This window comes from Massilia sp. CFBP9026, from assembly GCF_034045165.1.
In the GTDB taxonomy this organism is placed as follows: domain Bacteria; phylum Pseudomonadota; class Gammaproteobacteria; order Burkholderiales; family Burkholderiaceae_D; genus Telluria; species Telluria arenae.
This window is the reverse complement of record NZ_JAXCWH010000002.1, coordinates 476,390-502,308: the sequence shown is the minus strand read 5'-3', so window position 1 is coordinate 502,308 and position 25,919 is coordinate 476,390. Positions and strand designations below refer to the sequence as shown.

33 protein-coding genes and 1 pseudogene are annotated in these 25,919 nt (G+C 63.0%); 32 read left to right on the top strand and 2 right to left on the bottom strand.

From position 1 onward, the window contains the following. Positions 1 to 189: 189 nt before the first annotated feature. The 32 genes and pseudogenes from SOM28_RS06450 to SOM28_RS26355 all read left to right on the top strand — a co-directional run. Positions 190 to 411, top strand: a complete 222-nt coding sequence (locus SOM28_RS06450) for a hypothetical protein (RefSeq protein WP_320467602.1) — start codon at positions 190 to 192, stop codon at positions 409 to 411. Continuing rightward, a complete protein-coding gene (locus SOM28_RS06445) occupies positions 411 to 791 on the top strand; it encodes an HNH endonuclease (RefSeq protein WP_320467601.1) in 381 nt (126 codons plus the stop codon). The genes SOM28_RS06450 and SOM28_RS06445 overlap by 1 nt, the downstream gene beginning before the upstream one ends. Before the next feature lie 88 nt (positions 792 to 879). Continuing rightward, the gene (locus SOM28_RS06440) at positions 880 to 1,281 is read left to right on the top strand and encodes a phage terminase small subunit (RefSeq protein WP_320467600.1); all 402 of its coding nucleotides are present in this window, start codon (positions 880 to 882) and stop codon (positions 1,279 to 1,281) included. After that, entirely contained in the window at positions 1,281 to 2,963 is a 1,683-nt protein-coding gene (locus tag SOM28_RS06435) for a terminase large subunit (protein WP_320467599.1), read from the top strand. Before SOM28_RS06440 ends, SOM28_RS06435 begins: the two co-directional genes overlap by 1 nt. After that, positions 2,960 to 3,136 (top strand): hypothetical protein, encoded by a 177-nt coding sequence (locus tag SOM28_RS06430; RefSeq protein ID WP_320467598.1) that lies wholly within the window; start codon positions 2,960 to 2,962, stop codon positions 3,134 to 3,136. Before SOM28_RS06435 ends, SOM28_RS06430 begins: the two co-directional genes overlap by 4 nt. Continuing rightward, positions 3,136 to 4,341: a phage portal protein gene (locus SOM28_RS06425; RefSeq protein WP_320467597.1), complete on the top strand. Its 1,206-nt coding sequence runs from the start codon at positions 3,136 to 3,138 to the stop codon at positions 4,339 to 4,341. Before SOM28_RS06430 ends, SOM28_RS06425 begins: the two co-directional genes overlap by 1 nt. A gap of 8 nt (positions 4,342 to 4,349) precedes the next feature. Then, the gene (locus SOM28_RS06420; RefSeq protein WP_320467596.1) at positions 4,350 to 5,363 is read left to right on the top strand and encodes a head maturation protease, ClpP-related; all 1,014 of its coding nucleotides are present in this window, start codon (positions 4,350 to 4,352) and stop codon (positions 5,361 to 5,363) included. Positions 5,364 to 5,365: 2 nt separating this feature from the next. Beyond that, a complete protein-coding gene (locus tag SOM28_RS06415) occupies positions 5,366 to 6,598 on the top strand; it encodes a phage major capsid protein (protein ID WP_320467595.1) in 1,233 nt (410 codons plus the stop codon). 51 nt (positions 6,599 to 6,649) lie between these two features. Next, positions 6,650 to 6,922: a hypothetical protein gene (locus tag SOM28_RS06410; RefSeq protein ID WP_320467594.1), complete on the top strand. Its 273-nt coding sequence runs from the start codon at positions 6,650 to 6,652 to the stop codon at positions 6,920 to 6,922. A gap of 18 nt (positions 6,923 to 6,940) precedes the next feature. Beyond that, positions 6,941 to 7,207, top strand: a complete 267-nt coding sequence (locus SOM28_RS06405; RefSeq protein WP_320467593.1) for a hypothetical protein — start codon at positions 6,941 to 6,943, stop codon at positions 7,205 to 7,207. A 2-nt stretch (positions 7,208 to 7,209) separates the two neighbouring features. Then, a complete protein-coding gene (locus tag SOM28_RS06400; RefSeq protein ID WP_320467592.1) occupies positions 7,210 to 7,629 on the top strand; it encodes a hypothetical protein in 420 nt (139 codons plus the stop codon). Next, the gene (locus SOM28_RS06395) at positions 7,629 to 8,006 is read left to right on the top strand and encodes a hypothetical protein (protein ID WP_320467591.1); all 378 of its coding nucleotides are present in this window, start codon (positions 7,629 to 7,631) and stop codon (positions 8,004 to 8,006) included. Before SOM28_RS06400 ends, SOM28_RS06395 begins: the two co-directional genes overlap by 1 nt. Before the next feature lie 3 nt (positions 8,007 to 8,009). Beyond that, a complete protein-coding gene (locus SOM28_RS06390; protein ID WP_320467590.1) occupies positions 8,010 to 9,128 on the top strand; it encodes a hypothetical protein in 1,119 nt (372 codons plus the stop codon). After that, positions 9,125 to 9,460 (top strand): hypothetical protein, encoded by a 336-nt coding sequence (locus SOM28_RS06385; protein WP_320467589.1) that lies wholly within the window; start codon positions 9,125 to 9,127, stop codon positions 9,458 to 9,460. The genes SOM28_RS06390 and SOM28_RS06385 overlap by 4 nt, the downstream gene beginning before the upstream one ends. Beyond that, positions 9,457 to 9,609 carry a hypothetical protein gene (locus SOM28_RS06380; protein ID WP_320467588.1) on the top strand — a complete coding sequence of 51 codons (153 nt, stop codon included), beginning with the start codon at positions 9,457 to 9,459 and terminating at the stop codon, positions 9,607 to 9,609. Before SOM28_RS06385 ends, SOM28_RS06380 begins: the two co-directional genes overlap by 4 nt. After that, the gene (locus tag SOM28_RS06375) at positions 9,606 to 10,166 is read left to right on the top strand and encodes a head-tail connector protein (RefSeq protein WP_320467587.1); all 561 of its coding nucleotides are present in this window, start codon (positions 9,606 to 9,608) and stop codon (positions 10,164 to 10,166) included. The genes SOM28_RS06380 and SOM28_RS06375 overlap by 4 nt, the downstream gene beginning before the upstream one ends. After that, positions 10,166 to 10,468, top strand: a complete 303-nt coding sequence (locus tag SOM28_RS06370; RefSeq protein ID WP_320467586.1) for a phage head closure protein — start codon at positions 10,166 to 10,168, stop codon at positions 10,466 to 10,468. Before SOM28_RS06375 ends, SOM28_RS06370 begins: the two co-directional genes overlap by 1 nt. Next, positions 10,465 to 11,004, top strand: coding sequence for an HK97-gp10 family putative phage morphogenesis protein (locus SOM28_RS06365; RefSeq protein ID WP_320467585.1), 540 nt, complete (start codon positions 10,465 to 10,467; stop codon positions 11,002 to 11,004). Before SOM28_RS06370 ends, SOM28_RS06365 begins: the two co-directional genes overlap by 4 nt. Next, the gene (gene gp17, locus SOM28_RS06360; RefSeq protein WP_320467584.1) at positions 11,001 to 11,351 is read left to right on the top strand and encodes a DUF3168 domain-containing protein; all 351 of its coding nucleotides are present in this window, start codon (positions 11,001 to 11,003) and stop codon (positions 11,349 to 11,351) included. The genes SOM28_RS06365 and gp17 overlap by 4 nt, the downstream gene beginning before the upstream one ends. A 108-nt stretch (positions 11,352 to 11,459) precedes the next feature. Continuing rightward, positions 11,460 to 12,107, top strand: a complete 648-nt coding sequence (locus SOM28_RS06355; protein WP_320467583.1) for a phage tail protein — start codon at positions 11,460 to 11,462, stop codon at positions 12,105 to 12,107. Between the two features lie 90 nt (positions 12,108 to 12,197). Beyond that, positions 12,198 to 12,647 carry a phage tail assembly chaperone gene (locus SOM28_RS06350; RefSeq protein ID WP_320467582.1) on the top strand — a complete coding sequence of 150 codons (450 nt, stop codon included), beginning with the start codon at positions 12,198 to 12,200 and terminating at the stop codon, positions 12,645 to 12,647. Between the two features lie 17 nt (positions 12,648 to 12,664). After that, positions 12,665 to 12,970, top strand: a complete 306-nt coding sequence (locus SOM28_RS06345) for a DUF1799 domain-containing protein (RefSeq protein WP_320467581.1) — start codon at positions 12,665 to 12,667, stop codon at positions 12,968 to 12,970. 62 nt (positions 12,971 to 13,032) lie between these two features. Continuing rightward, positions 13,033 to 13,401 carry a hypothetical protein gene (locus tag SOM28_RS06340; protein ID WP_320467580.1) on the top strand — a complete coding sequence of 123 codons (369 nt, stop codon included), beginning with the start codon at positions 13,033 to 13,035 and terminating at the stop codon, positions 13,399 to 13,401. Positions 13,402 to 13,467: 66 nt separating this feature from the next. Continuing rightward, positions 13,468 to 19,701, top strand: a complete 6,234-nt coding sequence (locus SOM28_RS06335) for a phage tail length tape measure family protein (RefSeq protein ID WP_320467579.1) — start codon at positions 13,468 to 13,470, stop codon at positions 19,699 to 19,701. Continuing rightward, positions 19,698 to 21,326: a phage head spike fiber domain-containing protein gene (locus tag SOM28_RS06330; RefSeq protein WP_320467578.1), complete on the top strand. Its 1,629-nt coding sequence runs from the start codon at positions 19,698 to 19,700 to the stop codon at positions 21,324 to 21,326. Before SOM28_RS06335 ends, SOM28_RS06330 begins: the two co-directional genes overlap by 4 nt. Beyond that, positions 21,323 to 22,351, top strand: a complete 1,029-nt coding sequence (locus tag SOM28_RS06325) for a hypothetical protein (RefSeq protein WP_320467577.1) — start codon at positions 21,323 to 21,325, stop codon at positions 22,349 to 22,351. Before SOM28_RS06330 ends, SOM28_RS06325 begins: the two co-directional genes overlap by 4 nt. Beyond that, positions 22,348 to 22,686: a hypothetical protein gene (locus tag SOM28_RS06320; protein ID WP_320467576.1), complete on the top strand. Its 339-nt coding sequence runs from the start codon at positions 22,348 to 22,350 to the stop codon at positions 22,684 to 22,686. The genes SOM28_RS06325 and SOM28_RS06320 overlap by 4 nt, the downstream gene beginning before the upstream one ends. Continuing rightward, a complete protein-coding gene (locus SOM28_RS06315; RefSeq protein ID WP_320467575.1) occupies positions 22,686 to 23,147 on the top strand; it encodes a hypothetical protein in 462 nt (153 codons plus the stop codon). Before SOM28_RS06320 ends, SOM28_RS06315 begins: the two co-directional genes overlap by 1 nt. An 11-nt stretch (positions 23,148 to 23,158) precedes the next feature. Continuing rightward, a complete protein-coding gene (locus tag SOM28_RS06310) occupies positions 23,159 to 23,542 on the top strand; it encodes a hypothetical protein (RefSeq protein WP_320467574.1) in 384 nt (127 codons plus the stop codon). 2 nt (positions 23,543 to 23,544) lie between these two features. Beyond that, positions 23,545 to 24,021, top strand: coding sequence for a glycoside hydrolase family 24 protein (locus SOM28_RS06305; protein ID WP_320467573.1), 477 nt, complete (start codon positions 23,545 to 23,547; stop codon positions 24,019 to 24,021). Next, positions 24,018 to 24,395, top strand: a complete 378-nt coding sequence (locus SOM28_RS06300) for a hypothetical protein (protein ID WP_320467572.1) — start codon at positions 24,018 to 24,020, stop codon at positions 24,393 to 24,395. Before SOM28_RS06305 ends, SOM28_RS06300 begins: the two co-directional genes overlap by 4 nt. Further along, positions 24,328 to 24,465, top strand: a pseudogene (locus tag SOM28_RS26355) (hypothetical protein); the annotation flags it as partial. The gene SOM28_RS06300 and the pseudogene SOM28_RS26355, both read left to right, overlap by 68 nt. Before the next feature lies 1 nt (position 24,466). On the opposite strand, the gene SOM28_RS06295 reads toward SOM28_RS26355, so the two are convergent. Both SOM28_RS06295 and SOM28_RS06290 read right to left on the bottom strand, forming a co-directional pair. Continuing rightward, positions 24,467 to 24,592: a hypothetical protein gene (locus SOM28_RS06295; protein ID WP_320467571.1), complete on the bottom strand. Its 126-nt coding sequence runs from the start codon at positions 24,590 to 24,592 to the stop codon at positions 24,467 to 24,469. A gap of 722 nt (positions 24,593 to 25,314) precedes the next feature. Continuing rightward, on the bottom strand, positions 25,315 to 25,707 hold the full coding sequence (locus SOM28_RS06290) for a hypothetical protein (RefSeq protein WP_320467570.1): 393 nt from the start codon (positions 25,705 to 25,707) through the stop codon (positions 25,315 to 25,317). Positions 25,708 to 25,919 lie beyond the last annotated feature (212 nt).

Below are 25,919 nucleotides of genomic sequence, written 5' to 3'. Positions count from 1 at the left end.
GTAATCATTATTGATTACATGAGCAAGCACTTTCGTAACTAATTTTGATTACACTACAGCCGCCGATGCAGCCATGCAGTCGGCGGTTTTCATTTCGAGGTCAGCTATGCACATCAGCATCGAAGAAGAGCTGGAGTGGCTGCGGTACACGGTGCAGCGCAAGCGCGCGCAGGCGGCCCAGGTGCAGCCATGAGCATGGCCGCCATGCACTACCGCCACCTGATGGTGCGCGCCGTCACCGGCAACCGCCCGGCGCTGGTCTTCCACGTCACCGACGGCGCTGCCATCGACAGCCTCTGCGAGCGCCTGGTCGACGCCGAGCGCGCTTTCGAGATCCTGCGGGCCAAGGGCTACGGCAAGCCGGGCATGCTGCTGCACGACGTTGCGGCGCTGGTGCCGCCTGCTGACTGATGGCTGCACGCCCCAAGACCATTTGCAGAAAGGTCGGCTGCGGCAAGCTGGTCGACACGCCAGGCTATTGCGAGAAGCACGTCAAGCAGTCATCCGGATGGGTGCGTAGCAACGGTGGCCAGACCAGCGCCCAGCGCGGCTATGGCTACCAGTGGCAAAAGCGCCGCGAGCGCATCCTCCAGCGAGACTTTGGGCTGTGTCAGATCAAGGGCCCGAGCTGCATCGTCGTCGCCACCGAGGTGGACCACATAACGAGCAAGGCAAGGGCCCGCGAGCTAGGGTGGACCGAAGAACAGATCGAGGCCGATTCGCAGCTCCAGGCCGTCTGTGGGCCATGCCATCGGGCGAAAACCCAGGCGGAGAGGGGAGGGGCGGTCTAGTTCTCTAGAGCAACTTCCGGTCATGACCGACTAGCTAGTTTTATTTTTTCTTCCGCAATTCAAACTTTCAACTTTCAGGAGTTGCAGCATGCCCAAACCCCGAACCCCTTCGGCGGTGCTGGAGGCTCGGGGTGCTTTCGACAAGGATCCGGCGCGTCGCCGCGACGACTTCGAGGCGGCCGAGTTCGACCCGGCGCCACCCAAGTACTTCAGCCCCGCCCAGCGCGCGGTGTGGAACGAGATCGTTGCCGCGCTGCCGGCGTCTGTGCTGCAGGCGACCGACCGTATCGCCGTCGAGCTGGCCGCGCGCCAGGTCGCGTACTTCCGCGTGACGCCCGATCCGGATGTGACGGCGGCGCAGCTGGCCCAGATTCGCACGGCGCTGGCGGTGCTTGGCATGACGCCGGCCGACCGCTCGCGTGTGTCCGCGAAGAAGGCCCCGAAGGTCAACGCGTTCGCTGAGCTCCTGGGCGATAAGAAGGCGCACTGATGACGGCCGCCGATTATGTCGGCATCGGTCTGGAGTACGCGCAGGCAGTCGTCAGAGGAAAGATCATCGCGTGCAAATGGGTCAAGCTCGCGTGCAAGCGACACCTGGACGACCTGAAGGCCAGCAAGCGCAAGGCCTACCCGTACTACTTCGACCAGGCTGCCGCCAACAAGGTCTGCAAGTTCCTGTCGCTCATGCCCCACACGAAGGGCAAGTGGGCACGCAAGCGCGAGCTGATCAAGCTCGAACCATGGCAGTGCTTTGCCTTCATCTCGCTCTTCGGCTGGAAGATCAAGAAGAACGACCGGCGCCGGTTCCGCAAGGCCTACTTTGCAGTCCCAAGGAAGAATGGCAAGTCGATCATCGGCTCGGGCCTGGGTCTGTTCATGTTCGCGGCCGACGGCGAGTTCGGTGCCGAAGTCTACTCCGGCGCAACGAATGAGAAGCAGGCCTGGGAGGTATTCCGGCCGGCGAAGCAGATGCTCGAGCGCACGCCCGACTTGCAGGATCTTTTGGGCGCGGAGGTGTGGGCAAAGGCGCTGCTGGTGCCCGAGGACGGTTCGCGCTTCGAGCCGGTTATCGGCAAGCCGGGTGACGGCGCGTCGCCGTCCTGCGCGATCGTGGACGAATACCACGAGCACGATAGCTCCGACCTGGTCGACACGATGGAGACCGGCATGGGCGCCCGAGAGCAGCCGCTGCTCCTGATGATCACGACGGCCGGCTTCAACATCGCAGGTCCGTGCTTCGACCAGGAGCAGGACGCCAAGAAGGTGCTCGAGGGCGTGCTGGACGATCCCGAGCTGTTCGCGCTGATCTACACGATCGACGAAAAAGACGACTGGACGAGCCCGGCCGCGCTGCGCAAGGCAAACCCGAACTTCGGCATCTCGGTCGACGAGGACTTCCTGCTGTCGCAGCAGCGACAGGCGATGCAGAGCGCAGCGAAGCAGACCCGATTCAAGACGAAGCACCTGAACATCTGGTGCTCGGCGAAGTCGGCCTGGCTAAACATGCTGGAATGGGCGAAGTGCGCCGACCGGACGCTGCGCCGTGAGCAGTTCAAGGGCGAGCGCTGCTATCTGGTCCTGGACCTGGCGAGCCGTTCGGACGTCTGCGTGCTGATGCTGATCTTCGTCCGCGAAATCGACGGCAAGCAGCACTTCTACCTGTTCGGCGACTATTACCTGCCCGAATTCGCCATCGAGAACGCGGAGAAGAACGCCAACGCCTACCGCAAGTGGGTGATCGAGGGTTACCTGCAGCAGCACGACGGCGCGGAGATCGACTTCGACCTCATCGAAGAGGACATGCTGGCGCGGGTCGCGGAGTTCGGGCCGGACGAAGTTGTCTTCGACCCGTACCGCGCCGCCCAGCTCGAGCAGCGGCTCACGAAAAACGGCGTCACCGCGGTGGAACTCGGGCAAACCGTCAAGAACCTGTCGCTGCCGATGAAGGAATTCGAGAGCGCGATCAAGGCTGGGCGCGTGCACCACGACGGCAATCCGATGCTGACTTGGATGATGTCCAACGTCGTCGCCAAGCTGGGCGCGAAGGACAACATTTATCCGCGCAAGGAGAAGCCGGAGCAGAAGATCGACGGCCCCGTGGCCGCGATCATGGGCGTCGCGCGCGCAATCAGCGGCGAAGTCGCAACCACCTCATTCTGGGATACACCATGAAGAAACTCACCAAGATCGTTCCCGACGCGCTGATCGTCTGCGGCGCCGGCGCGCTCGCCTACGGTGTGGGGATGCTGAACCCAGCGGCCGGCGTGATTGTGGCCGGGCTCCTGCTCATTGTGGGCGGCGTGGTCGCTGCGGTGAACAGCCAGCGCGCGAAAGCGGGGGCGTAATGTCGATTTTCGTTCCGACCGCATCGGGCCCGAAGAACCAGGCATTCAAGGAATCGTTCTGGAGCGAGCTGGTGGCCTTCGCAAAATCGCGCTCGGGTCAGTCCGTGACGCTGGCATCGTCGCTCGAAGTGACAGCGGTCCTTGGGTGCGTGCGTGTCATTTCCGAAGATGTGGCGCAGGTGCCATTGAAACTCTTCCGCAAGCGAGAAGATGGTGGGAGCGACGAAGAGCGCGAACACCCGCTCGCCGATCTGCTTGACGTCGGCCCCAACGACTGGCAGACGGGGTTCGATTTCGTAGAGAACGCGGTCATCCAGGCTGCGCTCGGGGGCAACTTCTACTCCTTCAAGAACAAGGTCAGGGGCAGTATCAAAGAGCTGATTCCGTTCCCCCCGGGGTCCGTTGCGGAGCGCTGGGACGACTTTGTACCGACCTATTCCTGCTTGACCACCAGCGGCGCGCACAAGGATTTCCCCGCAGAGGCGATCTGGCACCTGCGTGGACCTTCGGTCGACACCAAGACAGGGATGGCGGCAGTCCGAATGGCGCGCGAGGCGATCGGCCTGGCGATGGCCATGGAAGAAGCTCACGCGAAGCTGCATGCGAATGGCGCGCAGACCAGCGGCATGTACTCGGTCGAGCAGAAGCTCGACGACCAGCAGTATAAGAAGCTGAGTACGTGGATCGCGGCGCAGATCGCAGGTGAGAACCGCTTTAAGCCTTTCGTGTTGGACATGGGGGCCAAATGGACGCCGACGTCGATGACAGGCGTCGATGCGCAGCACCTGGAGACGCGCCGACATCAGATCGAGGAGATCTGCAGGTCGTTCCGAGTGATGCCCATCATGATCGGACACGCCGACAAGGCAGCTACCTACGCCAGCGCTGAGCAGATGTTCCTGGCGCACGTGAAGTACACGCTGCAGCCCTGGTTCCGGCGGATCGAGAAGTCGATCGACAAGCACCTGCTGACGCGCGAGGACCGGGCCAAGGGCATCTATGCCAAATTCCTGCCGAACGCGCTGATGCGTGGTGCGGCCCGCGATCGCGCCGAGTTTTATTACAAGATGTGGTCGATGGGGACGCTTAACCCGAACGAAATCCGGGCGATGGAAGAGCAGAACCCGTACACCGGAGGCGACACCTACCGTGTCCAACTGAACACCACTGACGCTTCCAAGCCTGCTCCAGAAGCAGCCCTGTAGGAATCCAAATGCCAAAATCAAATACGCAGCCATCGGCTGCAGGACGAGTGCTGTCCGCTGAAAACGAGCGCCTGCTGCGCGAGGCTCGCGACAGCCTGGACTCGGTCCTATCGAAGCTGGCGCAGGAGGATCCGGAGGATTCCGGATCGTTCCGGTACCGTAATCGGATGGCGCTCAAGCCTGGCCAGGTGCGCATCAATGCAGCCCTGGAGGAAAACGAGGCCGAAGTCCTGATCTACGGCGACATCGGCGGCGGGTGGTGGGATGAAGGAATCACTGGCGAGTCGATCTCGAACCAGATTGCCGAGCTGGACGTCGACACCATTCACGTGCGCATCAACAGCGGCGGCGGCCTGGTCTTCGAAGGCCTAGCCATCTATCAGGCCTTTGCGCGGCACGCCGCGAAGATCATTGTTCACATTGACAGCATCGCTGCTTCGATCGCGAGCGTCATTGCGATGGCCGGCGATGAGATCCGGATAAGCGAGGGCGCCAACCTGATGATTCACAAGCCCTGGTCGGGCGTGTGGGGTGACGCCGACGCGATGCGCAAGGAGGCTGATGTGCTCGACCAGCTGCAGGCTGGTCTGATCAACATCTACGAGGCGCGCACAGACGCTAAGCGGGCGGACCTGGAGGCGTGGGTCAACGCTGAAACCTGGTTCCTCGGACAGCAGGCGGTTGACGCTGGTTTCGCAGACACGCTGGTGCCGGCCAAGAAGAAAAAAGCCGCTAACTCGGCGATGCTGAACCTCTTCAGGAACACCCCGCAGAACCTGCTGGCGTCCGCTGGCGGCCCCGAAATTCGCGAGTTCGAAGCCTTCCTGCGCGACGCAGAAGGGCTCTCGCACGCGCAAGCAAAGCGCATCGCTGCGGCGATGCCGAAGGCGAATCGTGACGATTCGTCGAAACCGTCAGTACAGCCCCTCCGTGATGGTGGGGACCCTGCGGATGAGCAGCGCTCGGCGGCCCGCCGCCTGGCGCAGGGCATCAAACAACTTACCTCCACCATCAAGGAATGACCATGGCAGACAAAGACGCCGTTCAAGAAGTAATGGAAGCGTTCAACGAATTCAAGCGTACGAACGACGAAAACGAGAAAAAGCGCAGCGCTGCGCTGGATGAAAAGCTCGACAAGATCAACAAGGTCTTCGATAAGCACGAAGGCACCGGCCAGCAACTGCTGCTGATCGAGAAGCAGAACAAGGCAATGCAGGACCAGCTGGACGCGATCGAGAAGATCGCGAATCGTGCTGGCCTGGGCGGCGGGAGCGACCCGCAGGCCAAGGCGGCACAAGAGTACCTGGATGCGTTTGACCGCGTGATGCGCAAGTCGCCGGAAAACCGCGATCCCGCTGACTTGACGCTGATCCGCGAACGTTCGGCTGCGCTGATCAAGACCGACGACGCCAGCGCGGGCTTCCTGCTGGCGCCGCCGGACATGCAGCGCGAGATCATCAAGAATGTGATCGAGCTGACCCCGATCCGCTCGCTGGCGACGGTGCGCTCGATTGGCGTTGGCAGCCTGAAGATGCCGAAGAAGGTCGGCAACGGCTCAGCATCGCGGACTGGCGAGACCACCAAGCGCACCAACACCGGCGACCCGGCATACGGCATGCTGGAATTCTTCGCGCCGGAGATGTTTGCGCGAATCGAGGTGTCGCAACAGATGCTGGAAGATGCCGACTACGACCTGGCCGCCGAGCTGCGCGAGGACGCTGCCGAGCAGTTCGCGGTGCGCGAGGGGATGGAGTCGATTTCTGGCACCGGTGGCAATGCTCAGATGGAAGGCATCCTGACGAACACCAGCATCGGCTTCACGCTGAGCGGCGATGCCAGCAAGCTGACTGCGGACGGCATGATCGCGCTGTACCACGATCTGAAGACCGCCTACGCGCGAAACGCGCTGTGGGGCCTGAACCGCAACACCCTCGGCCAGGTACGCAGGCTGAAGGAGACCACCACCGGCCAGTACCTCTGGGCGCCGGGCATCGCGAACGGCGCGCCGAACACCATCCTGGGTGCCGGCTACGCCGAAATGGCGGATATGCCCAACGTCGCAGCCAACTCCTTCCCCATTACCTTCGCTGACTGGAAGAAGCTCTACGTCATCGTCGACCGCCTGAACGTGTCGCTGTCCGCCGACTACATCACTGGCGCCGACGACGGCTTGGTCGTCTTCCGCGCCCGTCGCCGCGTCGGTGGCGGCGTGCGCCAGGCTGAAGCCGGCCGCAAGCTGAAGATCGCTGCGAGCTAAGCGATCCAATCACGGCGAGCCTGAGCGGCTCGCCATTCAAATGGAGCAGCGATGAAGCTCAAAGCAATCTTACCCTTCGACTGGGCGCATGGTGGTGTGAAGGTCGAGCATTTTCCTATCGGCGCTGAGATCGAGACCGAGGACGAAGACCTGATCACCGTTTCGACTCGCGAGGGTTGGGCAGTGGAAGCCGGGGCCGTGTCGCAGGCGGCGAGTAAGGCGGATCAAGCAGACGAGACGCTGCCCGCCCCAGTACCGGATGCTGAAGACCCGAGCGCGACCGATACCCCTGCGGCGCCGAAACGCGGCCGCGCGAAGCAGTAATTACCTGGGCGGACCGCTATGACCCACCTGCACATCGCCCCAAGCGTTCTGACCATCCGCGTGTACGACGCGCCGGGCGGCTACGAGGCGCGCCGGCCGTACGTGGGAATCATGACGGTCAGCCACCTCTCGGACACGGTCGTCTACCTGCATGGCGCCGTCGGCAAGATCGACCGCGCCACCCACCGGGCGGCCCTGGCCATGCTCCGCGAGCGCGGAGTGACCACGGTGCAGTACGAGCGCCGCGGGCAAATGAAAACCATCAGCTTGATATCGAAGGAATAACTATGGCGCAGCAATTCTCCGTGGCCGTGCGAAACGCCCGCCTCGACGCGATCGAAGCAGCAATCGGCGCGTCGCCAAAATTGCGCTTCTACAGCGGCGCCCAGCCCGCCAACTGCGCCGCCGCGCGCACCGGCACGCTGCTCGCCGAGCTGAGCCTGCCGGCCGACTGGATGGCGCAGGCCGCCAATGGCGCCAAGGCGTTTGCCGGCAGCTGGTCGGGCGCCGGCGCCGCCGCAGCGGGCACGGGCACGACTATCGGTCACTTCGCCATCATGGATGCAGCCGGCACCACCTGCCACCACCAGGGCAAGGTCGGCGCCACTGGCGACGGCACGGCCGATATGACGGTCGACAACCTGAATTTGGCGCAGGGTCAGGCGATCTCGGTTACCACGTTCACGCAGACCGACGGGGGCGCCTGATGAAGCGCTGCTACCTGACCGACATCCTGGGCACCGGGGCGGCGGACGTCGACGAGTTTCGCCCTGTGCCAGCGGAATACGGGGTCAACTTCGCCTGGTCGATGCCGTCGAACGCCGACGGCCTGCCGCTGAACGACTGGGGGCTGGTTGAAGTCAGCCTGGCCAGCGAGGCGGCACTGGCCGCAATGGCCGCTGACCCGCGACTGGACGCGCTGCCGTTCGTGGCGCGCGAAACGCTGGTGGCCGAGATTGACCCGGTAGCGGTTGCCGCGATGCGCGATGCGCTGGCCCGCCGCAGGATTGACGTCGGCTTCTCGAGCGCGGCGACCTTCGGCGACATCCTCGACAACATCACCTGGCGCTCCAACCACCCATAAAACATGGCGACCCCGTTCTTTCTCGACGCGTTCGATGGCCCGGATAACCAGTTCCTGGAATCATATTCTGCAAGCTGGGTGAAGTCGACCAGCCAGGCGGGCAGAGCGATGCTGCTCGGTGGCCGCGTCTATCAGAGCAACACTGACACCGCGGTGTATTGCCGTGGCGACGTGCAGCCGCCGACGGCTGATTACGACGTAAGCGCCTCGCTGTATTTTGCCAGTGGAAGCGGATCGCCTTCCGTCGGGGTCTGCGGTCGGATGGCCGGACCAGGTGGCGCGGCCCTGACCTTCTATCAGGCTCGCATCGTCAACAATGGGTCCGGTATTGTCCTGGCACGGTTCATCAATGGCGCAACGGTAACGCTTTCGTCGGTTGCCTACAGTGCGCCTGCTGGCGCCGAGCCGAAGCTGACTCTTCGCATGAAGGGCGACCAGCTCAGTGTTCTGCTGGGCGGCGTGGTCGTCGTCGGGCCGATTGCGGACGGCAACATCACGGCGGCCGGGTATGCCGGCTTTCGGATGGCGAGCGCCTCCGGAAACCAGATTCGCATCGATAACTTCGCTGTTGAGCCGATCGAGGAGAGCGTCGCCGCGATTGTCGCGACGCTGAGCGCGACTCTGGAGCCAGCGGCAATCAGCAGCACGGCGCAGGTGGAAGTCGCCGCCGCAGTCTCCAGCATTCTCGCCTCGGCGACCCTGGCATCGGCGGCCGCGCTCGCATCGACGGCTGGCCTGACGAAAACGCTGGCGCCGGCCGTTCTCACGGCGAGCGCCTATATCGAGGCCGAGCCGCCGCAGCAGGACGGGGTCGAAGGAACGCTATCGAGAGTACTGGCCACCGCCACGCTTGCGGCATCGGCCAGCGTGGCGGTCAGGGGCGAGCTCTCGTCGACGCTTGCAGGTCCGACCCTTGCGGCTGCGGCCGTGACAGGGGAGTTGGTGCAAGCGCCGTTCGATATATCCAAAATTCATCCGTCCCGCATCGTCGTGTTCGAAGGAAGCGGCAGTCGCGTCACCCCGTTCGAGGGCAGTGGCGCGCGCGTCACGCCATTCGAAGGCAGCGGGAGCCGGGTCACGCCCTTCGAGGGCAGCGGCAGCAGACTGACGAGGTTCGAATGAGCACAAAAGAGCCGATCAAGATCGGCGAGAAGTGGACGGTCGACCGCGACGTCGACGAGATTAGCCACTACCTGGCCGACATCACCCAAGAGCTGATCGACCGGGCTACCACTGCAGTGTCGGTGGTGCTGGTCCTGGTCGGCGTGGCGCAGGTCGAACAGCCAAGCATCGAGGTCGCGACGCTGGAGGGTGTCGAGCGCACCTATGTCGTTGCTCTCCTGGGGCCGGTCGCCGAAAAGCCGCCGGCTGACTGGCGGTGGGTGGCACGCGTCACCTGCGCAAACGGCGAGCGGTTCGACAAAACGACCTGGTTCAACGAGGTAGACCCATGATCGACATATCCAAACTCCCGGCCGTGCGCGCGCAGCTCGAGCGTGATATCGCTGCACGCGTCGAACAGAAGCAGGATCCGAAGCCGCAGCCTGTCGAGTACGCTCGTGCGCCACTGGCTGGCGGCGGCGCGGCTGGAGCGATCCGATGAGCTGGAAACTGATCACGCCGCCCACCGGACTGGCGGTCTCGATGGTCGAGGCGCAAATCTCGGCACGCGCCGACGCCGATGAGAACGGCGTTTCGCCGCTGGACGGCGAGATCCAGCGCGCGATCCGGACCTACACCACGGAAGCTGAGGGCGAGACGAACCGCGCCATCATGGAGCAGACCTGGCGCCTGACGCTGGACCGCTTCAGCGGCAAGATCGAGCTTCGCCGGCCGCCGCTGCTGCAGGTCGTCCACGTGAAGTTCTACGATCCCGAGAACGTGCAGCGCACGCTCGACCCGCAGGACTATCAGATCGACGGCGAGAGCGAGCCGGGGTACATCGTGCCGGCGGATGGAAAGGCCTGGCCAGCGACGGCGAGCCGCATCAACGCGGTGGAGGTGCAAATCCGATGCGGCTACGGCCCGGATCACACCAGCGTGCCGGACTCGATTTCCGGCTTCATTCTGGCGCGCCTGAGTGAGCACTTCCAGTCGGGCGGCAAGGCGGAAAACAAGCACGTGAAGCGACTGTTGTGGCCGGAGGTGGTATGGGGGTGATGAACGACCGCGTAGAGCTGCTGAAGCGTACCGCGGGCCGCGACGGCGCTGGCCAGCCGGTGGAAAGCTGGCCGGTGCTGCGCGAGGTCTGGGCCAACGTCAAATTTCAGTCCGGCGCCGAGGTCATGCGCGCCAACGCCGACGTGTCGATCGTGAAGTGCTCGATCCGGGTCCGCGTGGCGCGCGACGTCGACGCTTCCATGCGGGCGCGCTACAAGGGTACCGTCTACGATATCCAGGCAGTGCTGGCGGATTCAAACGACCGGGACTTTATGTTCCTGGTCTGCGAGAGTGCGAAATGATCGAGTTCGATCCTGCATCCTTAATCCAGGCTGTGCAGGAGACTGCCAGCCAAGTAACCGACCTGGTCGATGAGCCCGTACTGCGCGCCGTGGCCTATTCGGGCGCCGACCTGTTCCGCGACCAGGCGAAACAGAACGCGCTGGATAACAAGAAGACCGGCGTCCTTTATAACAACATCATCGTCAAGCGCCTGGAGGAAGAATCCGACGGCGACAAGAAGCAGGTCTACCTGGTCACAGTTCGAAAGGGGCCGCGAGGCGGCGATGACGCGTATTACTGGCGATGGGTCGAGTTCGGGCACAAAGTCGTCGGCGAGAACAGGAATATCGATCCGAGGACCGGGCGCAAAACGAACTGGGAGGCGCACAGGGAGGCCGAGGCGAAGAAGCGCCGGGAGGCCATCAGTGCGGAGTTCGGATCTGCGACGGTCGAGGAGCAACCATTCATGCGGCCGGCTTTCGATAACCGAAAGGCCGACGCAATGGACCTGATGACGCGCACCCTCGCTGAGCAAATTGCAAGGAATTCGAGATGACGCCCCACGAACAAATATTTGCGGTGCTCGGCGCCCTGGCTGATGGGCGGGTATTCCCCGGCCTTGCTAAGCCCGGAACGCCGCTCCCCTACGTCACCTTCAGGGTGATCAGCGGGAGGGCCATCAACTTCGTCACCGGCGAGAAGCCGGCGAAGCGTTTTGTCCGGGTACAGGTTAACGTCTGGGCAACGTCCTCGATCGAGGCGTTCCAGGTTGCGATGCAGGCCGAGGATACGCTGCGCGCCGCCAAGGAACTGCAACCCGAGGTTCTGACGGGCGCCACCGATACCTATGACGAGGTCGTGAAGTACCGAGGAGCGATGCAGGACTTCCAGCTCTTCCTCTGACCAGCAGCATACATTTCCCAAGCCGCCCGAGCAATCCGGCGGCTTTTTCTTTGCCCGAACGGGCGCAACGGGCCCGGCAACGGGCTTTTTTCATTGAAAGGCCCATAAATGGCACTCTCGCTCCCGACCGGCACCGCATATGCGGTCGCCACCGCCTACGCTGCGGCAATCAGCGTCTCCGCCGCCACCAATGCCGTGGAGACGGTTCTGACCACTGCGGCCAATACCTTCGCCATCGGCGACTACCTGGAATACACCGGCGGCTGGAACCGCATGACCAATCGCGTGTTCCGCGCAAAGGCGGTCTCCGGAACCTCGGTGACCCTGGAGGGTATGGACACCTCCGAGGTGAACCTGTTCCCGGTCGGCATGGCCGGTGGCTCGCTGCGGAAGATCACCACCTGGTTGGCGATCCAGCAGGTGCTGACCGCAGAGCCATCCGGCGGCGATCCGAAATACGCGTCGGTCAGCCTGCTCGACAACGAGAACGACATCAGCCTGCCAGACGGCTACAACGCGCAGACCCTCGCGATGACCATCGCCGACGACCCAGCGCTGCCGCACCACTCCGCGCTGAAGAAAATCGCTGACTCGCGCAAGATCGCCGCTATCCGCGCCGACCTGCCGAACGGCAGCAAGATCCTCTACAACGGCTTCGTGTCGTTCGACGAGACCCCAACCATGACCAAAGGCCAGGTGATGGCCGTGCGCGCCGGCAGCGCTCTGCAGGGCCGCCCGGTCCGCTACGCCTCGTAACAGTTTTGCCAGCCTGCTTCAGCAGGTTTTTACAGCCGCGGGGTCGCACCTCGCGGTTTTTTTATTTCCTCATCATCGAAAGACAACATCATGGCAAAAGCTACCAAAATCGTCCTGGGCAAACGTCCGGAGTCGTTCAAGAAAACCGTGCAGGCCACCATGCTGGACGGTTCGACTGGCTGCATGGAGGTCGAATATCGCTACCGCAGCCGCACCGAACTGGCCGAGCTGACCGACCAGATGCAGGCGAAGCTGAAGGACGAGGCGAACGCCGAGATCGAGCGCTTCAACGCCGCGGTGGAGAAGGCCAAGCAGGCCGGTGCCGCGATCCCGGAATTCACCATGACCCAAGCCGAGATCGTGAAGCGTCAGACCGCGGTCGCTGTCGAATACATCCAGGCCATCGCCAAAGGGTGGAACCTGGACGCGGAATTCGACAAGGACGGCATCGCCGAGCTGGTCGACACGCTGCCGGCCATGGCTGAAGCGCTCAAGGACGACTACCGCGCCGCGATCAACGAAGGCCGCCTGGGAAACTGACCGCGATCGCCGAAGCCATGTATCGGCCAGGCCTGACAAAAAAGGATCTGGCCGAGATGGAAGCGGCATGCCTGAGCCCCGATGACTTCCCGGAGGAGGCTGTCGAAGTCTGGCCGGAGAACTGGCCGGCCTATGCTCTGTTCGCCTTCATGCGGACGCAGTGGCGCTCGGGCGGAATGGGCGTCATCGGCCTGGACTACGGGCCGCTATACAGCAAGATGGATCGGATGGAGCTGACGTCCGAGGCGTACGAAGATCTCGAGGCGGATATCCAGGCGCTGGAATTCGCCGCAATCGGTGCGATGAATGATCGGGACGAATAGGTGCCAATTCTGGCACCTTCCTTGTGCTGGTGTAACATTTCACTTCCAACATGGGAGGTGATATGCAGCGAATCATTCTGGCAGCCGCGCTCTGCCTGGCGAGCGGCGCCGGCCAGGCGGCCATGCCGTGCGATAAGCCGGAGTACCTGCAGCTGAAGTCAGCGGATAAAGCAGAGCTGCAGCAGGAGTTCTGTAGCGCGACGCGGAAGCACAGCCTCAACCTCAAACTGCGCGATGGGAACGAGGAGGGGATAAGTCGCCTGCGCGCAATCGGTGCAGATGTTTCGAAACACGTGAAGCAAAGCCAAGACGATTTAGACGCGGCGCAGTCCTGCTCGAAGGCAGCCGCACAATTCGCCGGTGCGCTCGAGCGCCGCTTCAAGAGTAAGCCCCCAGCGGTGAAGGCATGCCTATCACCTGGCGGGATATGAGCTGACGCCAAGTCGGCTTCTAGCAACTGAGCCACCTTCGGGTGGCTTTTTTATTGGGCCAATGCCATGACCGATATCGTCAACAACGCAACAATCATGGTCACGGCCGACTCATCGGGAGTCGAGGCAGGCCTGCGGCCCGCAGTCGATGCGGCCAACCGCACCGGGCAAGCTATTGCGCAAACTGGCCAGAAGGCCGCTAGCGCTTCGCGTGCGGTCGAAACCGCTCAGCGCAACATCATTGCCTCGATTCAGCGCACCACCATGGCGATGGAGGCTGGTGGCCGTACCACCGCGGCATACTACGAGGCCCAGGCGCGCCAGCGCAACGTAGATCCGGCTTCGCTGACGCCATACCTCAATCAGTTGCGCGCCGTGGAGGCGGCACAGACTCAGGCAACCGAGTCGACTCGCGCCGAGGCTGCGGCCGCGCGCGAGCTCGCCCAGGTGCAGTCGAATAAGGAATCGTTCCTGGCCGGCTTGCGCGAGCAAATTGCGCTGTTCGGAAAATCGGCTGATGAGGTCCAACGGTATCGCGCCGCGCAGGCAGGCGCAGCCGACGCGGCAGATCCGCTGATTGCGCAGCTGCGGGCGCTCCGCGTGGCGCAGGAGCAGGCGGCCGAAGCCGCGCGGCTCGAGGCCCTGGCTCAGCGAGAGGCGGCCCAAGCGAAAGCTAATCGAGAATCGTTTGTTGCCGGGCTTCGCGAACAGATCGCCCTGCATGGAAAATCGGCCGACGAGGTACTGCGCTACCGCGCGGCCCAAGCAGGCGCGTCGCAAGAATCGTCCATGCTGATCCTGCAACTGCAGAACATGCGTGTGGCCCAAGAGCAGGTCGAAGCGGCGGCGCGCGCCGCAGCGCTGGCCCAGCGCGAAGCCGCACAAGCCGACGCAGCGCGCAATACCTTTCTGGCCGGCCTCCGCGAGCAGATCGCGCTGTTCGGGCTGTCGACTGATGAGGTGAACCGCTACCGTGCGGCACAGCTCGGCGCATCGACCGCGGCGGATCCTTTGATCGCCAAACTTCGCGACCTGCGCCTGGCGCAGGAGCAGCAGACCTACGCGACCCGGATGGAAGCTCAGGCCCAGCGCGAGCTGGCGCAGGCTCAGGCCTCGCGCACCTCGTTCCTCAAAGGACTTGAGCAGCAGGTCGCTGCGATCGGCAAGACGCGCACCGAGATGCTCGAGCTCCAGGCTGCGCAGCTCGGCGTGACGACGCAGGCCAAGCCGCTGCTCGACCAACTGCGCGCCCAAGATCAGGCATTCCGCAACGGCGGCATGTCGGCAGCGGCGATGAACGCAGCGCTCCGCGGCGTGCCTGCGCAGCTGACCGACATCGTGGTCAGCCTGCAGGGCGGCCAAGCGCCGCTGACCGTGTTCCTGCAGCAGGGCGGCCAACTGCGCGACATGTTCGGCAGCGCCGGACTTGCCGCGCGCGCGCTCGGGTCTGCCGCGCTGGGGCTAATCAACCCGTTCACCGTTACTGTCGGTGTGCTCGCGACCGGAGCCATCGCCTTCAAGTCTGGTCATGATGAGGCGGTGCGGTACTCGCGCGCGCTGATCATGACCGGCAACATCGCGGGCACGACCGCAGGCCAGATGGCCGATATGGCGAACCGGATGGAGGAGATCAACGGATCGCAGGGCGTCTCGTCGAAAGCACTGGCGACGCTGGCTAGTACCGGCGCCATCGCTGGCGTCAATCTGGAAAAGTTCGGCACGGTCGCTGTCGACGCGCAACGAGTTCTTGGCAAGAGCGTCGAGGACACCGCGAAAGAGTTCGCTGCCCTTGGCAAGGATCCGTTGACTGCACTGCGGGCGATGGGCGACCAATATGGCTTTATCACGACTGAAACATACCTTGCGGTAAAGGCCGCGCAGGATCAGGGTCGCATGATTGAGGCGGCCAGCATCGCGCAGAACGCATACGCCGACGGCGTTGCGAACCAGAAGACTAAGGTCCTCGAAACGCTAGGTTCTTGGGAGAAGGGCTGGCTCGGCATCAAGCGCGCCGCGAGCGGGGCATGGAGCTCGACTGTCGATTTTTTCGGTGGCCGGGAGATGGGGCCACAGGAGAAGATCAGCGCGTTTGAGGCGCAGATCGCTAAGCAGGAAGAGCGAATCACGAGTCTCAAGGCGGCTGGAGTCGCGCGTGAAGGGGAAAAGTACGATCCGACTAAGGACCGCGACGTGCAGGGGGCCGAGGCGATCATTGCGGCGAACAAGCGAGAGATCGAGAGCGTTCAGCAGGTGGCGGAGGCTGATAAAAAAGCAGCTGAGCAAAAAGGAAAGAAGACCCAAGCTCAAGAGTTGGAAAGAAAATATCTAAAAGACCAAGAGATTCTTTTCACTAGGAAAGAGCTGATGCAGCGCGAGCTGCGTGCTACCGAAACAGAGGCGCGGGAGAAGGGCGTCAACGAAGAGATACTCCAAAACCAGCTGCTCGCCATTCGTCGCAAGTATAACGACGTCTTCGTTGCCGGCATCGATGCCGGCATGACGGCGTTGCGCAAGCGAGGCGAGCTTGAGGACGTTCTATCGCAGCGCGCGCTTGCGAACATCAAGGCACAGCGTGATGCAGGGGCCATTTCGGAGGATGCCGCAATTCGTCAAACGGCAGACGAGGAACTTGCAATGATCGACCGGCGTAAGCGGGGACTGCAAGAGCAGCTAGGGATGACCCGCCAAAAGATCGGGAGCGAGCGAGACCAGCTCGACCTGCAAGGGCAGATTGCCACTTTGAACGAGCAGCGTGTCAGCCGAGAGAAACAGCTTGAAGATGACCTTGCGTCTGCTCAGCGTGTCCGCTCGCAGGCGAGCATGGACCTGTACATGCAGGGCGTCACCGCCGCAAATGCAGAGGCCGACAGCCTGGCAGACCAGTTGAAGGCTCAGCAGTTGGCCAACGAGGAAATCGGCCTGAGCAAGTCTGCGCTGGCAGACCTGCAGTTCGAGCGGATGAATGCCACCGCTGCACTGAAGGACCAGACCGCAGCTGAGATTGACGCGCTCGACCCGGGCAGCGCACTCGCCGAAGCCTACCGGCGTCAGGCAGAGCAGTTGCGCGGCCTGGCGCAGGCGCGCCGTGAGGGGGCTATTCAGCAAGATTCGTACGAGACCAGCAAGAAGGCGCTGGACGAGCTGAATCAGTTCCTCGACCCGGCGCGCGCGCAGACCTTCGGCGACGCGCTGCGCGAGGCGTTCGGCGGCGCCGGCGAATCGATCTCGAAGATGACCGCGTCGCTGGAAGGCTTCGCGCAACGTCAAGCGGAGATCGCGAAGAATCGCGCTACCGCTGAGGCACAGCGCGGCACGAAGGACTTCGACGAGATCAAGTACCAGAAGACGATCGCCGAGCTGAATGAGCGGGAAACCCGCAATCGCCTGGCCGGCTACGGCGCCATGACCGGCGCCGCCGCTGGCTTCTTCGGTGAGCAAAGCCGCGGCTACAAGGCCCTGCAGACTGCATCGCAGGTGTTCCACGCAGCCGAGCTGGCGATGACGCTGGCGGAGCTGGTGCCGAAGGGCATCAGCGCGGTGCTGAGCCAAGGCAGCGGTGATCCATACACCGCGTTCGGCCGCATGGCTGCTATGGCGGCGATTGTGGCCGGCCTGGGCGTCGCTATCGGCGGCGTTTCGGGCGGTGGGGTTCCGCTGTCGCAGCAACGGCAGGAGAAGCAGGGCACCGGCACGGTGCTCGGCTCGGACGCCAAGTCGGAATCAATCGCACGTTCGCTCGAGGCCATCGAGGGCGCCACGCTCCAGGGCCTGGGCATCAGCAACGGCATGCTGACCTCGCTGCGCAACATCGAGGCCGGCATTGGTCAATTCGCATCGCTGCTGGTGCGCACCACCGGCGTGACAGGCGACTTCAGGTCGGAGCTGACCGGCTCCAAGTTCGACACCAAGGGCCTCAATTCGGCCGGCATGTTGGCTGGCGGCGCCCTGGGCGGCCTGGGCGGCGGCGCCGTGGCTGGTGCCATGACGATGGGTGTCACCGGTACGACGGCGCTTACCACGCTCGGCGCAGTGGCGGGTCCAATCGGCATGGCCATCGGCGCCGTGCTCGGCGCGCTGCTGGGCAAGTCGCTCGGGCGCGTCATGGGCACGGTGTTCGGCGGCAAGAAGTTTGTCGAGGATACTGGGTTCACGCTCAACCCGGCCTCTTATGGTGATATCCAGGCCGGCGGCGCCGATGCGGCGCAGTATGCCGAGATCAAGACCACCGGCGGCTGGTTTGGAAAGGATAAGTTCAAGACCGAACTGGAAGGCCTCGGCGCCGAGGGCAACCGCCAAATCACCAGCGTCCTGATGTCGCTGTACGACACGGTGTTCGAAGCTGGCCAAATGCTCGACATCGGTGCCGACGGCTTCGCTGCGCAGCTCAGCAGCTTTGTGGTCGATATCGGCAAGGTTTCGCTGAAGGGCTTGTCGGACGACGAGATCCAGAAGGAGCTGTCGGCCGTGTTCTCCAAGGTTGGAGATGACCTAGCCAAGTTCGGCGTGGGCGGTCTGGAGCAGTTCCAGAAGGTGGGCGAGGGCTACCTCGAGACGCTGACCCGGGTGGCTACCAACTACCAGGCCGTGGCGGTGGTCACCGACTCGTTGGGGATGACGTTCGACTCGCTGGGCCTGGCCTCGGTCGGCGCGCGCGAGCGGCTGATCGACCTGGTCGGTGGGCTGGACGAATTCACCTCGAGCGCGGACCAGTTCCTGTCGGATTTCTACACCGACCGGGAGCGCGCTGACGCACTGCGCGCGCGGATCGCGCCGACGCTGGGCCAGTTCGGCATCAAGACCGGCGCCGAAGACTCGCTGCAGCAGTTCCGCAGCGTGGTCACTGGCCTGGACCTGACGACCGAGGCGGGCGCTCGCGCCTATGCCACGCTGATCCAGATCGCGCCGGCGTTCAAGTCGATCGCCGACGTCGACGCCAAGATTTTCGAGGAGCGGGCCGACCTGCAGAAGGAATTGGACCAGCTCACGCTGACCGAAACCCAGCTGCTGGCCCAGCAGCGCGCCGCGCTCGACGAGAGCAACCGCGCGCTGTTCGACCAGGTGCAGGCGGTGAAGGCGCAGGCCAACGCGGCCCAGATGGCGAAGGATGCCGCGTCGTCGCTGTTGGGCGGCGTGGATGCAGCATTCTCGGTGCTCCAGAAGGTGGTGGGGCGCCAGAAGCAGGCGCTGCAGGAAGAGATCACGGTGCGCAACGCTTCGATCCAGTCGATCGAGGCGCTGTCGCAGTCGCTGCGGTCCACCCTGGATGGCATGACGGTGCAAGGCCGCGAGGCCGAGGACCGTCTGGCGGCCCAGGCGCAAATCCAGGCAGCTTTGGCGATCGCCAAGGCCTCGGGCACGCTGCCCAAGGCCGAGGACCTGCGCAACGCCCTGTCGGTGGTCAGCAAGGATTCGTCCGCGCTGTTCGCCACGCAAGAGGACTACCTGCGCGACTTCTACGCTACCCGGATTGGTATCGAGGATCTGGCCGGCCTGACGGACAACGCACTGTCGGTGGAGGAGCGCAGCCTCAAGCAGCTGGAGGACCAGGTCGCGCGGTACGACCTGATGCTCGAGCGCGAGCAGGAGCAGATCGACGTCCTCAAGGGCCTTAGCATCACCGGACTGTCGATCGAACAGGCCATCTTGGCGCTGCGCGGCGCAATGCAGGCCGCCAGCGCGAACCCGGTGGTCTCGGCCACCTCGGCCATCAGCGACGCCTACAAATCCGCTCTCGGCCGTGCGCCGGATGCGGACGGGCTGAAGTATTGGCAGGACCGGGCCGCCGGCGGAATCTCGACCGGCGCGATCGTCGACTCGATCAAGAACTCGCCCGAAGCCCAGATCAAGGCGCTCTACAAGGACGTGTTCGGCCGCACGGCTGACGCGGCCGGGCTGAGCTACTGGATGGATCGGCTCAAGGGCGGTATCAGCCTGGGTGCGATCAAGGACACGTTCGAAAGCAGCGACGAGGCCAAGAAGAAGCTTCGCGGCTTCGCCGTCGGCACGAACTATATCCCGGTCGATATGCCAGCGATGGTCCACCAGGGCGAACGCATCATCCCAGCGGCCGACAACCGCGAGCTGATGCGCCGCCTGGCCAGCCCGGAGCAGGGCAACGAGGTGCTGGCCACCGAGCTGCGCGCGCTGCGCGAGGAAAACCGTCAGCTGCGCAAGGACCTGAACGACGGCCTGTACGCCATCGCGAAGCACACGATGAACACGGCCAGCTCGCTGGACGACGCCATCAACGGCGAGAAGCCGCTGGCGACGAAGATCATTCAAGAGGAGGTTGTTCAGTGATCATTGTTGATCCAGTAGCCCTGGGGGATGTGGCCTGCACGCGCGCATCCGCCAAGTGGGTGTACGACAGAACCGGCACGCTGGTCGAGGTGCCGGCCAATACCCTGGGAGTGACCTATGACCCGGCCGACTTAAGCAGGGCGCCATACGCTACGGTCGAGCCGGCAGCGGTGAACCGGCTCAAGATGAATACTCGGCTCGATCACACCGAGTGGCCGAAGAACCGTGTTACGGTCGACGGAGATACCGCAATCTCTCCGGACGGCACGCTATATGCCGATAAGGTAGTTCCTGACGCGTCTTTCGCCGCCCACTACATCGAGCAACAGGTCAACCAAAGCTTCTCCGACGGTGAGGTGTACACATTTAGCGTGTACGTGAAGGCGGGTGGTATCGCACGAGTTCGATTGGATCTTTACTACGCGATCGGAAGTACTGGTGGGCATGCGGCTACCTTCAACTTAGATGCCGAGACATGCTTCGCGTTAAGCCCTGACATCAAGTCCGTGAAGATTGAGCCCCTTCCTGGGGGATGGTATCGCTGCATCCTGACGTCGACCGTAACGTTCAGTGCAGTTCACCCCAACAGGGTCCTTTGTCGATTCGTTTTTTATGATGTGAATAACCTGGTCACCTTTTCAGGGAACGGCGTAGACGGCCTCTGGATCTGGGGACCTCAATTCGAAGATGGCGATAAGGCCACATCCCTTATTAAGACACTGGACGTCCCCGTCACCCGCGCTGCTGATGTAATCGGCGCTGGTGCTGGCCTGGTGTATTCGAACGTGCCGATCACGGAAGCGCCTTACAGCGCAACTGCGACCTATGCGAAGGACGCGGCTGTACACGACCCTGTGACGAAGATCGTCTACTGGTCTATGCAGGCGTCGAACGTCGGCAAGCCGCTCAGCGATCCGCTGTGGTGGAACAAGCGCTCGGCGATCAACCGCTGGGCGATGTTCGACGACCGCAACAGTACGGTGACGAGCAACCCGGAGGAAATCATCGCAGTGGTTTCGGCCAGGGCGATCACGCAAGGCCTGTTCGCCGGCGCGCTGGACGCGAGCGAAGTGCGTATTTCGATGACACACCCGACGCGCGGCGTGGTGTACAGCGAGAAGCGCGCCCTGGCGCTTCCCCGCTCCGGGAGCAGCTTTTACGGATGGTGCTTCAACAGGTTGCAAATGCGCACCTGGTTCTTGACGCTCAAGCTGCCGGTGTTCGCCAACGCACTGGTCACGATCACCATTCGGAGGCCGGGCGGCGTGGCGAAGTGCGGCATGTGCATGATTGGACCTGCAATCGACGTCGGACTTTCGCTCATGGGGCTGTCCACCGAGTTGAAAGACTACTCGACCACCACGTTCTATCCAGACGGATCGAGCGACACGATCCCGCGAGGCTTCTCGAAGCGCATGAGCATCGATCTGCTGGTTGAGCGGGATCGGGTCGAATCCATTGAGGACGACCTGATCAGGCGTCGCCAGAAGACGCTGGTTTGGCTGGGCTCCACCGTGCGCGGCGACACGATGCTGGTCGGGAAATTCAGCAGCTTCCGCAAGGTGATCGACTCATACCCGCGCTCGAAGATGGCATTGCAAATTGAAGGAGTATTGTCCCAATGACGGTGATCACCGCACTTACCGATCCCAGCCAGATGCCGAATCAGCTGGACGATCAAGAAACGTTCGACACGAAGACGGCGAACTATATGGACGGCCTGGTCGAGCGCGCGCGCCAGGAAAACGAGCTGGTGGCCAACCTGAATGCGCTTGCCGCTGGCGGTGTCTACGGATTCCCATACGTGTTCGACAGCTCGACCGCCGACAGCGATCCTGGCGTCTGGAAGCTGCGCCTGGGCAGCACGACCCAAAACGCCGCGACCAGCATGCGCATCGACCTGCAGGCTGTTGGCGGCGCCGATATGACCAACGTGCTGGCGGACCTGCGCGCGGCCACTAGCGCGGTGAAGGGTTCGATTCGCTTGGTCAAGATGACCGATCCGAGTAAGTGGCTGATCTTCGACGTTACCGCTGTTGCGCTGCCGTCGGGCTATCGCAATCTCACGGTAAGCTGGCGTGCGACGGGCGGCGGCTTGGCCAGCCCGTTCGCCAATGGCGATGCCCTGATGGTCTTCATCGACCGCAATGGCGACTCGGGCACCGTGCCGGGAGCGACCGAGCTGCTGGCGGAAATGAATATCTCAACTGCCGTCACTACAGTTGCTTTTCCCAACGTGTTCGACAGCGCACACGACTGGTATCTGATCGATATCCAGCATTTGCAGGGGGGGCTGAGTGCGCAGCCGTTTTCATTTAGGTTTTACTTCAATGGAGCGGAGGGGGCGGATACGCAATATGTGGCGGTTCCAGCAAACGGGACGTCCAGTACGAAGGTGGCATCTTTTCCTCTATCGCCAGCCAATAACGCCGCAAACTTGCGTGGACTGGTGCAGGTCCGCGGAGTTAACTCGCCTAATCGCAAGGATCTGGCGTTCGACGGAACTTGCCTGACAAACACGGCGGAAGTCCAGGGGATCGGGCAGCGCGGCTTCTATGATTCAAGCAACAACCCCAGCGGATTTGGCCTCCGGGGCAATACCACTATCTCAGCAGCCCTTGTCCGTGTCTATGGAGTGCGCAAAGTATGACGACCCTGCAAATTGCGGAATATATCAACGGACAAACCATCATCCGCGACCTGACCGAGGAGGAGATCGCCGCGACTCCGCCGGAGCAGATCATCGTGCCATCGGAGGTCACGATGCGCCAGGCGCGCCTCGCGCTGCTCAGTATCGACAAGCTGGACCGGGTGATTCCGGCCATCGAATCGCTGGAAGGCGCCGAGCGCGACGCGGCCCGCATCGAGTGGGAGTTCTCCAGCGCGGTGGTGCGCAGCCGCCCGCTGGTGGTCATGCTGGGCCAGGCGCTGGGCCTCGACGAGGTGGCGCTCGACCAGCTGTTCATCACCGCGGCGGGGCTGTAATGCGCGCCGCCTTCTACCGGGGAACCCGGCCCGGCATAGCCGGCATCTACAACCGCATCGTGCGCTGGTGGACCCGCAGCGAGTTCTCGCACGTCGAGCTAGTACTGTCGTCGGGCCGCGCCTGGTCGGCCAGCTTCGCCGACGGCGGCGTGCGCAACAAGCTGATCGACTTCGACACCGAGAACTGGATCCTGATCGACCTGCCGGCCGAGCTGGAGCAGGGCGCCGAGGCCTGGTTCCGTGCGCACCGCGGCGCCAAGTACGACCTGCTGGGCAACCTGCAGTTCGTGCTGTCGCCGATCCCGCATTCGCGGGGACGATGGTTCTGCTCCGAGGCCGTGGCTGCCGCGCTCGGCATCCCAGACCCCTGGCGATACTCGCCGGGCACGTTGGCCAGCGCCCTGACCCTTCTCCAACCCGCTTCGGCGGGTTTTGTTTTTTCTGATGCACCAATGCCATGAAAGTATCCCAAATGAGTGAACCAATTTCCGGCGCCGCCGCCGGCGCCTTCGGCTGGAAGCTGCTGGGCGGCATGGCCGGCATGGGCGCGATCGGCGCCGGACTGGCGGCGGTGGTCGTGATGTGCATGATGACGCCGCGCAGCCCTCGCGAGTGGGCCGTGGGCCTGATCTCGACTGTCGTGTCGTCGATCGGCGGCGGCGCGGCCGTCATCCAGCACTACGGTCTGGAAGCCTGGGCCCACAAGCCAGTCGGCCTGGTCGCGATGCTCGGCCTGGTGTTCGCCTGCGGGCTGCCGGGCTGGGCCATCGTGCGCTGGCTGTTCAACTACATCGAGCAGAAGCGCGCAGCGACGATTGCCGAGGTGGTATCGGACGTGCGCGGGATGGGGCGCTGATCATGGCCGCGCTGAAAGGACTCCACCCGAACGTCGCCGCCTTCCTCGACATGATCGCGTTCAGCGAGGGCACGGACAACGGCCGACAGCCGACGAAGGACCGCGGCTACGACGTCGTCGTCGGCGGCGCACTGTTCGACTCCTACGCCGACCACCCGCGCAAGCTGGTGCCGCTGCCGAAGCTGAAGATCAAGTCAACGGCCGCGGGGCGCTACCAGCTGCTGTCCCGCTACTTCGACCACTACAGCAGGGAGTTGAAGACGGCCGGCTTCGGGCCCGAGGTGCAGGACAAGATTGCCCTGCGCCAGATCCGCGAGCGCGGCGCGCTGTCGGCGATCGAGGAGGGCAACTTCGTCAAGGCGGTTGCCTTGGTCAAGAACATCTGGGCCAGCCTGCCGGGCGCCGGCTATGGCCAGCACGAGCACCAGCTGGCCGACTTGGCGGCGGTGTACCAGCGGAAGGGTGGGGTGCTCGCATGATCCTCGCACCGTACCGCGCGCTGGCGGCCGGCATCGTGGTGCTGGTCGGCCTGCTGCTTGCCGGCGCCGCCGGCTGGTTCGCCAACGGCTGGCGGCACGGCTCCAAGCTGGCCGACCTGCAGCGCGCGCACGCCGAGTTCCGTGCTGACCTGTCCGAGCAGGCGCTCGCCGACGTCCAGGCCGACGCCGCGACGATCCGCCAGGCCGCGACCGAGTTCGGCACCATCCAATCCACCCTGGCGCCGCGCATGACGGCGCTCACCAAGGAGCTGCGCAATGCGAAGCCTCTGCCTCCTGATTGCCGTCCTGATCCTGTCCGGGTGCGCAACCTCGACGCCGCAATCGACGCCGCCAACCAGGCCATCCCTCGATAGCGCGCTGGCCGCGCCGTGCCCACTGGTGGCGCGCCCGGCGGCCGAGGATTTCGACGCCTGGCAGGCCTGGGCTATTGAACTGCTGCGCCAATATGCGGAATGTGCGGCTCGGCACGCGAAGACGGTTCAGGCGTGGCCGAGCTGAGATTCATGCGCTTTGCATAAAATGCAATGCCGGTATTGATTTTGGCTTGCATGCTCTCCATCTTTTGTTCCGCGCGGGAATCCTCTCGCGCCTCAAAATCTAGGGAGAATGACAATGGCACTCAAGCCAGGACCAAAGCCGATTGCAAAATCAACAGGGCTGCCGGATCAGCGCCGCCGTGATAACAAAACCACTCCAGGGAATAATCCGGCCCTCAAACCGAGCAAATCTAGCAATCCCCCTAAAAAGTAGATGATAGGGGTGCCAACTGCCGGGTTAGCACGGCAGTTGGCGCGTCGATAACAACGGCGACTTCGACGCTTGGCAGGCCTAGGCTATCGACCTGCTGCGCCAGTACGCGGAGTGCGGCACGCTACGCCAAGACGGTTCAGGCGTGGCTGAAGTAGGTTCCTACTTAGACCGTGGTCACCATGCTGCTGGAGTCCATTGGATTAAGCGTTCCTTCTTCTTTTTCTCCCTTTCCTTCGCAAGTAGCTTCGGTACCCTGTGAGACTTCTGCTCGGAGCTTAGGCCGCGCCAATGTGGGTGGCTGTAGATCGACTCTTGTGTCGCAGCAGCCGCGATGCGTGGAAACTTGGAATGTCGGTACCATCTCGTCCCATCCCAATTCGAGAATACAACCCCATTCACATGCGGCACGTCGATCTGGTACAGGCCCAGTCGGGACGGCACCCTGCACTTTCCATCGAACCACTCTGTATATCGGCTCATTCGGCATCTTCCATGACTAAAGTATGAAGAATGTATCGCTGATCAGTAGTACCAGTTTCGCTCACTTTTCCATGACCAGACGGTGGCCGCCACCAACGCGACACCTACCACTGCCCAGAACGTCCAGGACGAGTACCATGGAATTTGTGCGCGCCACAGCATCGGGTCGTCCGGAGACATCCCGTTGTTCGCGATCGTCGCCAAAAAAGATCGAATCGTAGGAATCAGCAAAGTCAGGTAAGCGAGAAAACCTGTTCGCAGACTGAGTACGCGGTTGAAGGCTGCGACGAGAACCGCGCACAATCCGATGAATCCCCAGAATACAAGTGCGCCGGTCTCCCACGGGCCGGCGCCGAACCAGCTGGCTATGTCGCGAATCGTCACCACGACGAAGATGCCAATAAATACTAGGAACGCTAAGACGATCTGCGGCATATCCGCACTCCATAGGGGGAAGTTGATGACAAGTATCTCATCTAACCTTTCCATATGGCAAGTATCGAGCCTACATTTTTGAGGTACTAGTGCGCCAAAATCCGCTCCACAAAAATTTTAAGTACCGCATGAACAGTGGCTTGTAGCAGGTCTGAAACCGCATTTTTGTGGAGCAGAAATCGCCCGCAAACCCGCATGGTTATGCGGTTCCT

Coding starts and splice junctions, on each gene's coding strand:
- SOM28_RS06450 (WP_320467602.1), top strand. CDS start 190: ATGAGCATGGCCGCCATGCACTACCGCCACCTGATGGTGCGCGCCGTC.
- SOM28_RS06445 (WP_320467601.1), top strand. CDS start 411: ATGGCTGCACGCCCCAAGACCATTTGCAGAAAGGTCGGCTGCGGCAAG.
- SOM28_RS06440 (WP_320467600.1), top strand. CDS start 880: ATGCCCAAACCCCGAACCCCTTCGGCGGTGCTGGAGGCTCGGGGTGCT.
- SOM28_RS06435 (WP_320467599.1), top strand. CDS start 1,281: ATGACGGCCGCCGATTATGTCGGCATCGGTCTGGAGTACGCGCAGGCA.
- SOM28_RS06430 (WP_320467598.1), top strand. CDS start 2,960: ATGAAGAAACTCACCAAGATCGTTCCCGACGCGCTGATCGTCTGCGGC.
- SOM28_RS06425 (WP_320467597.1), top strand. CDS start 3,136: ATGTCGATTTTCGTTCCGACCGCATCGGGCCCGAAGAACCAGGCATTC.
- SOM28_RS06420 (WP_320467596.1), top strand. CDS start 4,350: ATGCCAAAATCAAATACGCAGCCATCGGCTGCAGGACGAGTGCTGTCC.
- SOM28_RS06415 (WP_320467595.1), top strand. CDS start 5,366: ATGGCAGACAAAGACGCCGTTCAAGAAGTAATGGAAGCGTTCAACGAA.
- SOM28_RS06410 (WP_320467594.1), top strand. CDS start 6,650: ATGAAGCTCAAAGCAATCTTACCCTTCGACTGGGCGCATGGTGGTGTG.
- SOM28_RS06405 (WP_320467593.1), top strand. CDS start 6,941: ATGACCCACCTGCACATCGCCCCAAGCGTTCTGACCATCCGCGTGTAC.
- SOM28_RS06400 (WP_320467592.1), top strand. CDS start 7,210: ATGGCGCAGCAATTCTCCGTGGCCGTGCGAAACGCCCGCCTCGACGCG.
- SOM28_RS06395 (WP_320467591.1), top strand. CDS start 7,629: ATGAAGCGCTGCTACCTGACCGACATCCTGGGCACCGGGGCGGCGGAC.
- SOM28_RS06390 (WP_320467590.1), top strand. CDS start 8,010: ATGGCGACCCCGTTCTTTCTCGACGCGTTCGATGGCCCGGATAACCAG.
- SOM28_RS06385 (WP_320467589.1), top strand. CDS start 9,125: ATGAGCACAAAAGAGCCGATCAAGATCGGCGAGAAGTGGACGGTCGAC.
- SOM28_RS06380 (WP_320467588.1), top strand. CDS start 9,457: ATGATCGACATATCCAAACTCCCGGCCGTGCGCGCGCAGCTCGAGCGT.
- SOM28_RS06375 (WP_320467587.1), top strand. CDS start 9,606: ATGAGCTGGAAACTGATCACGCCGCCCACCGGACTGGCGGTCTCGATG.
- SOM28_RS06370 (WP_320467586.1), top strand. CDS start 10,166: ATGAACGACCGCGTAGAGCTGCTGAAGCGTACCGCGGGCCGCGACGGC.
- SOM28_RS06365 (WP_320467585.1), top strand. CDS start 10,465: ATGATCGAGTTCGATCCTGCATCCTTAATCCAGGCTGTGCAGGAGACT.
- gp17 (WP_320467584.1), top strand. CDS start 11,001: ATGACGCCCCACGAACAAATATTTGCGGTGCTCGGCGCCCTGGCTGAT.
- SOM28_RS06355 (WP_320467583.1), top strand. CDS start 11,460: ATGGCACTCTCGCTCCCGACCGGCACCGCATATGCGGTCGCCACCGCC.
- SOM28_RS06350 (WP_320467582.1), top strand. CDS start 12,198: ATGGCAAAAGCTACCAAAATCGTCCTGGGCAAACGTCCGGAGTCGTTC.
- SOM28_RS06345 (WP_320467581.1), top strand. CDS start 12,665: ATGTATCGGCCAGGCCTGACAAAAAAGGATCTGGCCGAGATGGAAGCG.
- SOM28_RS06340 (WP_320467580.1), top strand. CDS start 13,033: ATGCAGCGAATCATTCTGGCAGCCGCGCTCTGCCTGGCGAGCGGCGCC.
- SOM28_RS06335 (WP_320467579.1), top strand. CDS start 13,468: ATGACCGATATCGTCAACAACGCAACAATCATGGTCACGGCCGACTCA.
- SOM28_RS06325 (WP_320467577.1), top strand. CDS start 21,323: ATGACGGTGATCACCGCACTTACCGATCCCAGCCAGATGCCGAATCAG.
- SOM28_RS06320 (WP_320467576.1), top strand. CDS start 22,348: ATGACGACCCTGCAAATTGCGGAATATATCAACGGACAAACCATCATC.
- SOM28_RS06315 (WP_320467575.1), top strand. CDS start 22,686: ATGCGCGCCGCCTTCTACCGGGGAACCCGGCCCGGCATAGCCGGCATC.
- SOM28_RS06310 (WP_320467574.1), top strand. CDS start 23,159: ATGAGTGAACCAATTTCCGGCGCCGCCGCCGGCGCCTTCGGCTGGAAG.
- SOM28_RS06305 (WP_320467573.1), top strand. CDS start 23,545: ATGGCCGCGCTGAAAGGACTCCACCCGAACGTCGCCGCCTTCCTCGAC.
- SOM28_RS06300 (WP_320467572.1), top strand. CDS start 24,018: ATGATCCTCGCACCGTACCGCGCGCTGGCGGCCGGCATCGTGGTGCTG.
- SOM28_RS06295 (WP_320467571.1), bottom strand. CDS start 24,592: ATGCAAGCCAAAATCAATACCGGCATTGCATTTTATGCAAAGCGCATG.
- SOM28_RS06290 (WP_320467570.1), bottom strand. CDS start 25,707: ATGCCGCAGATCGTCTTAGCGTTCCTAGTATTTATTGGCATCTTCGTC.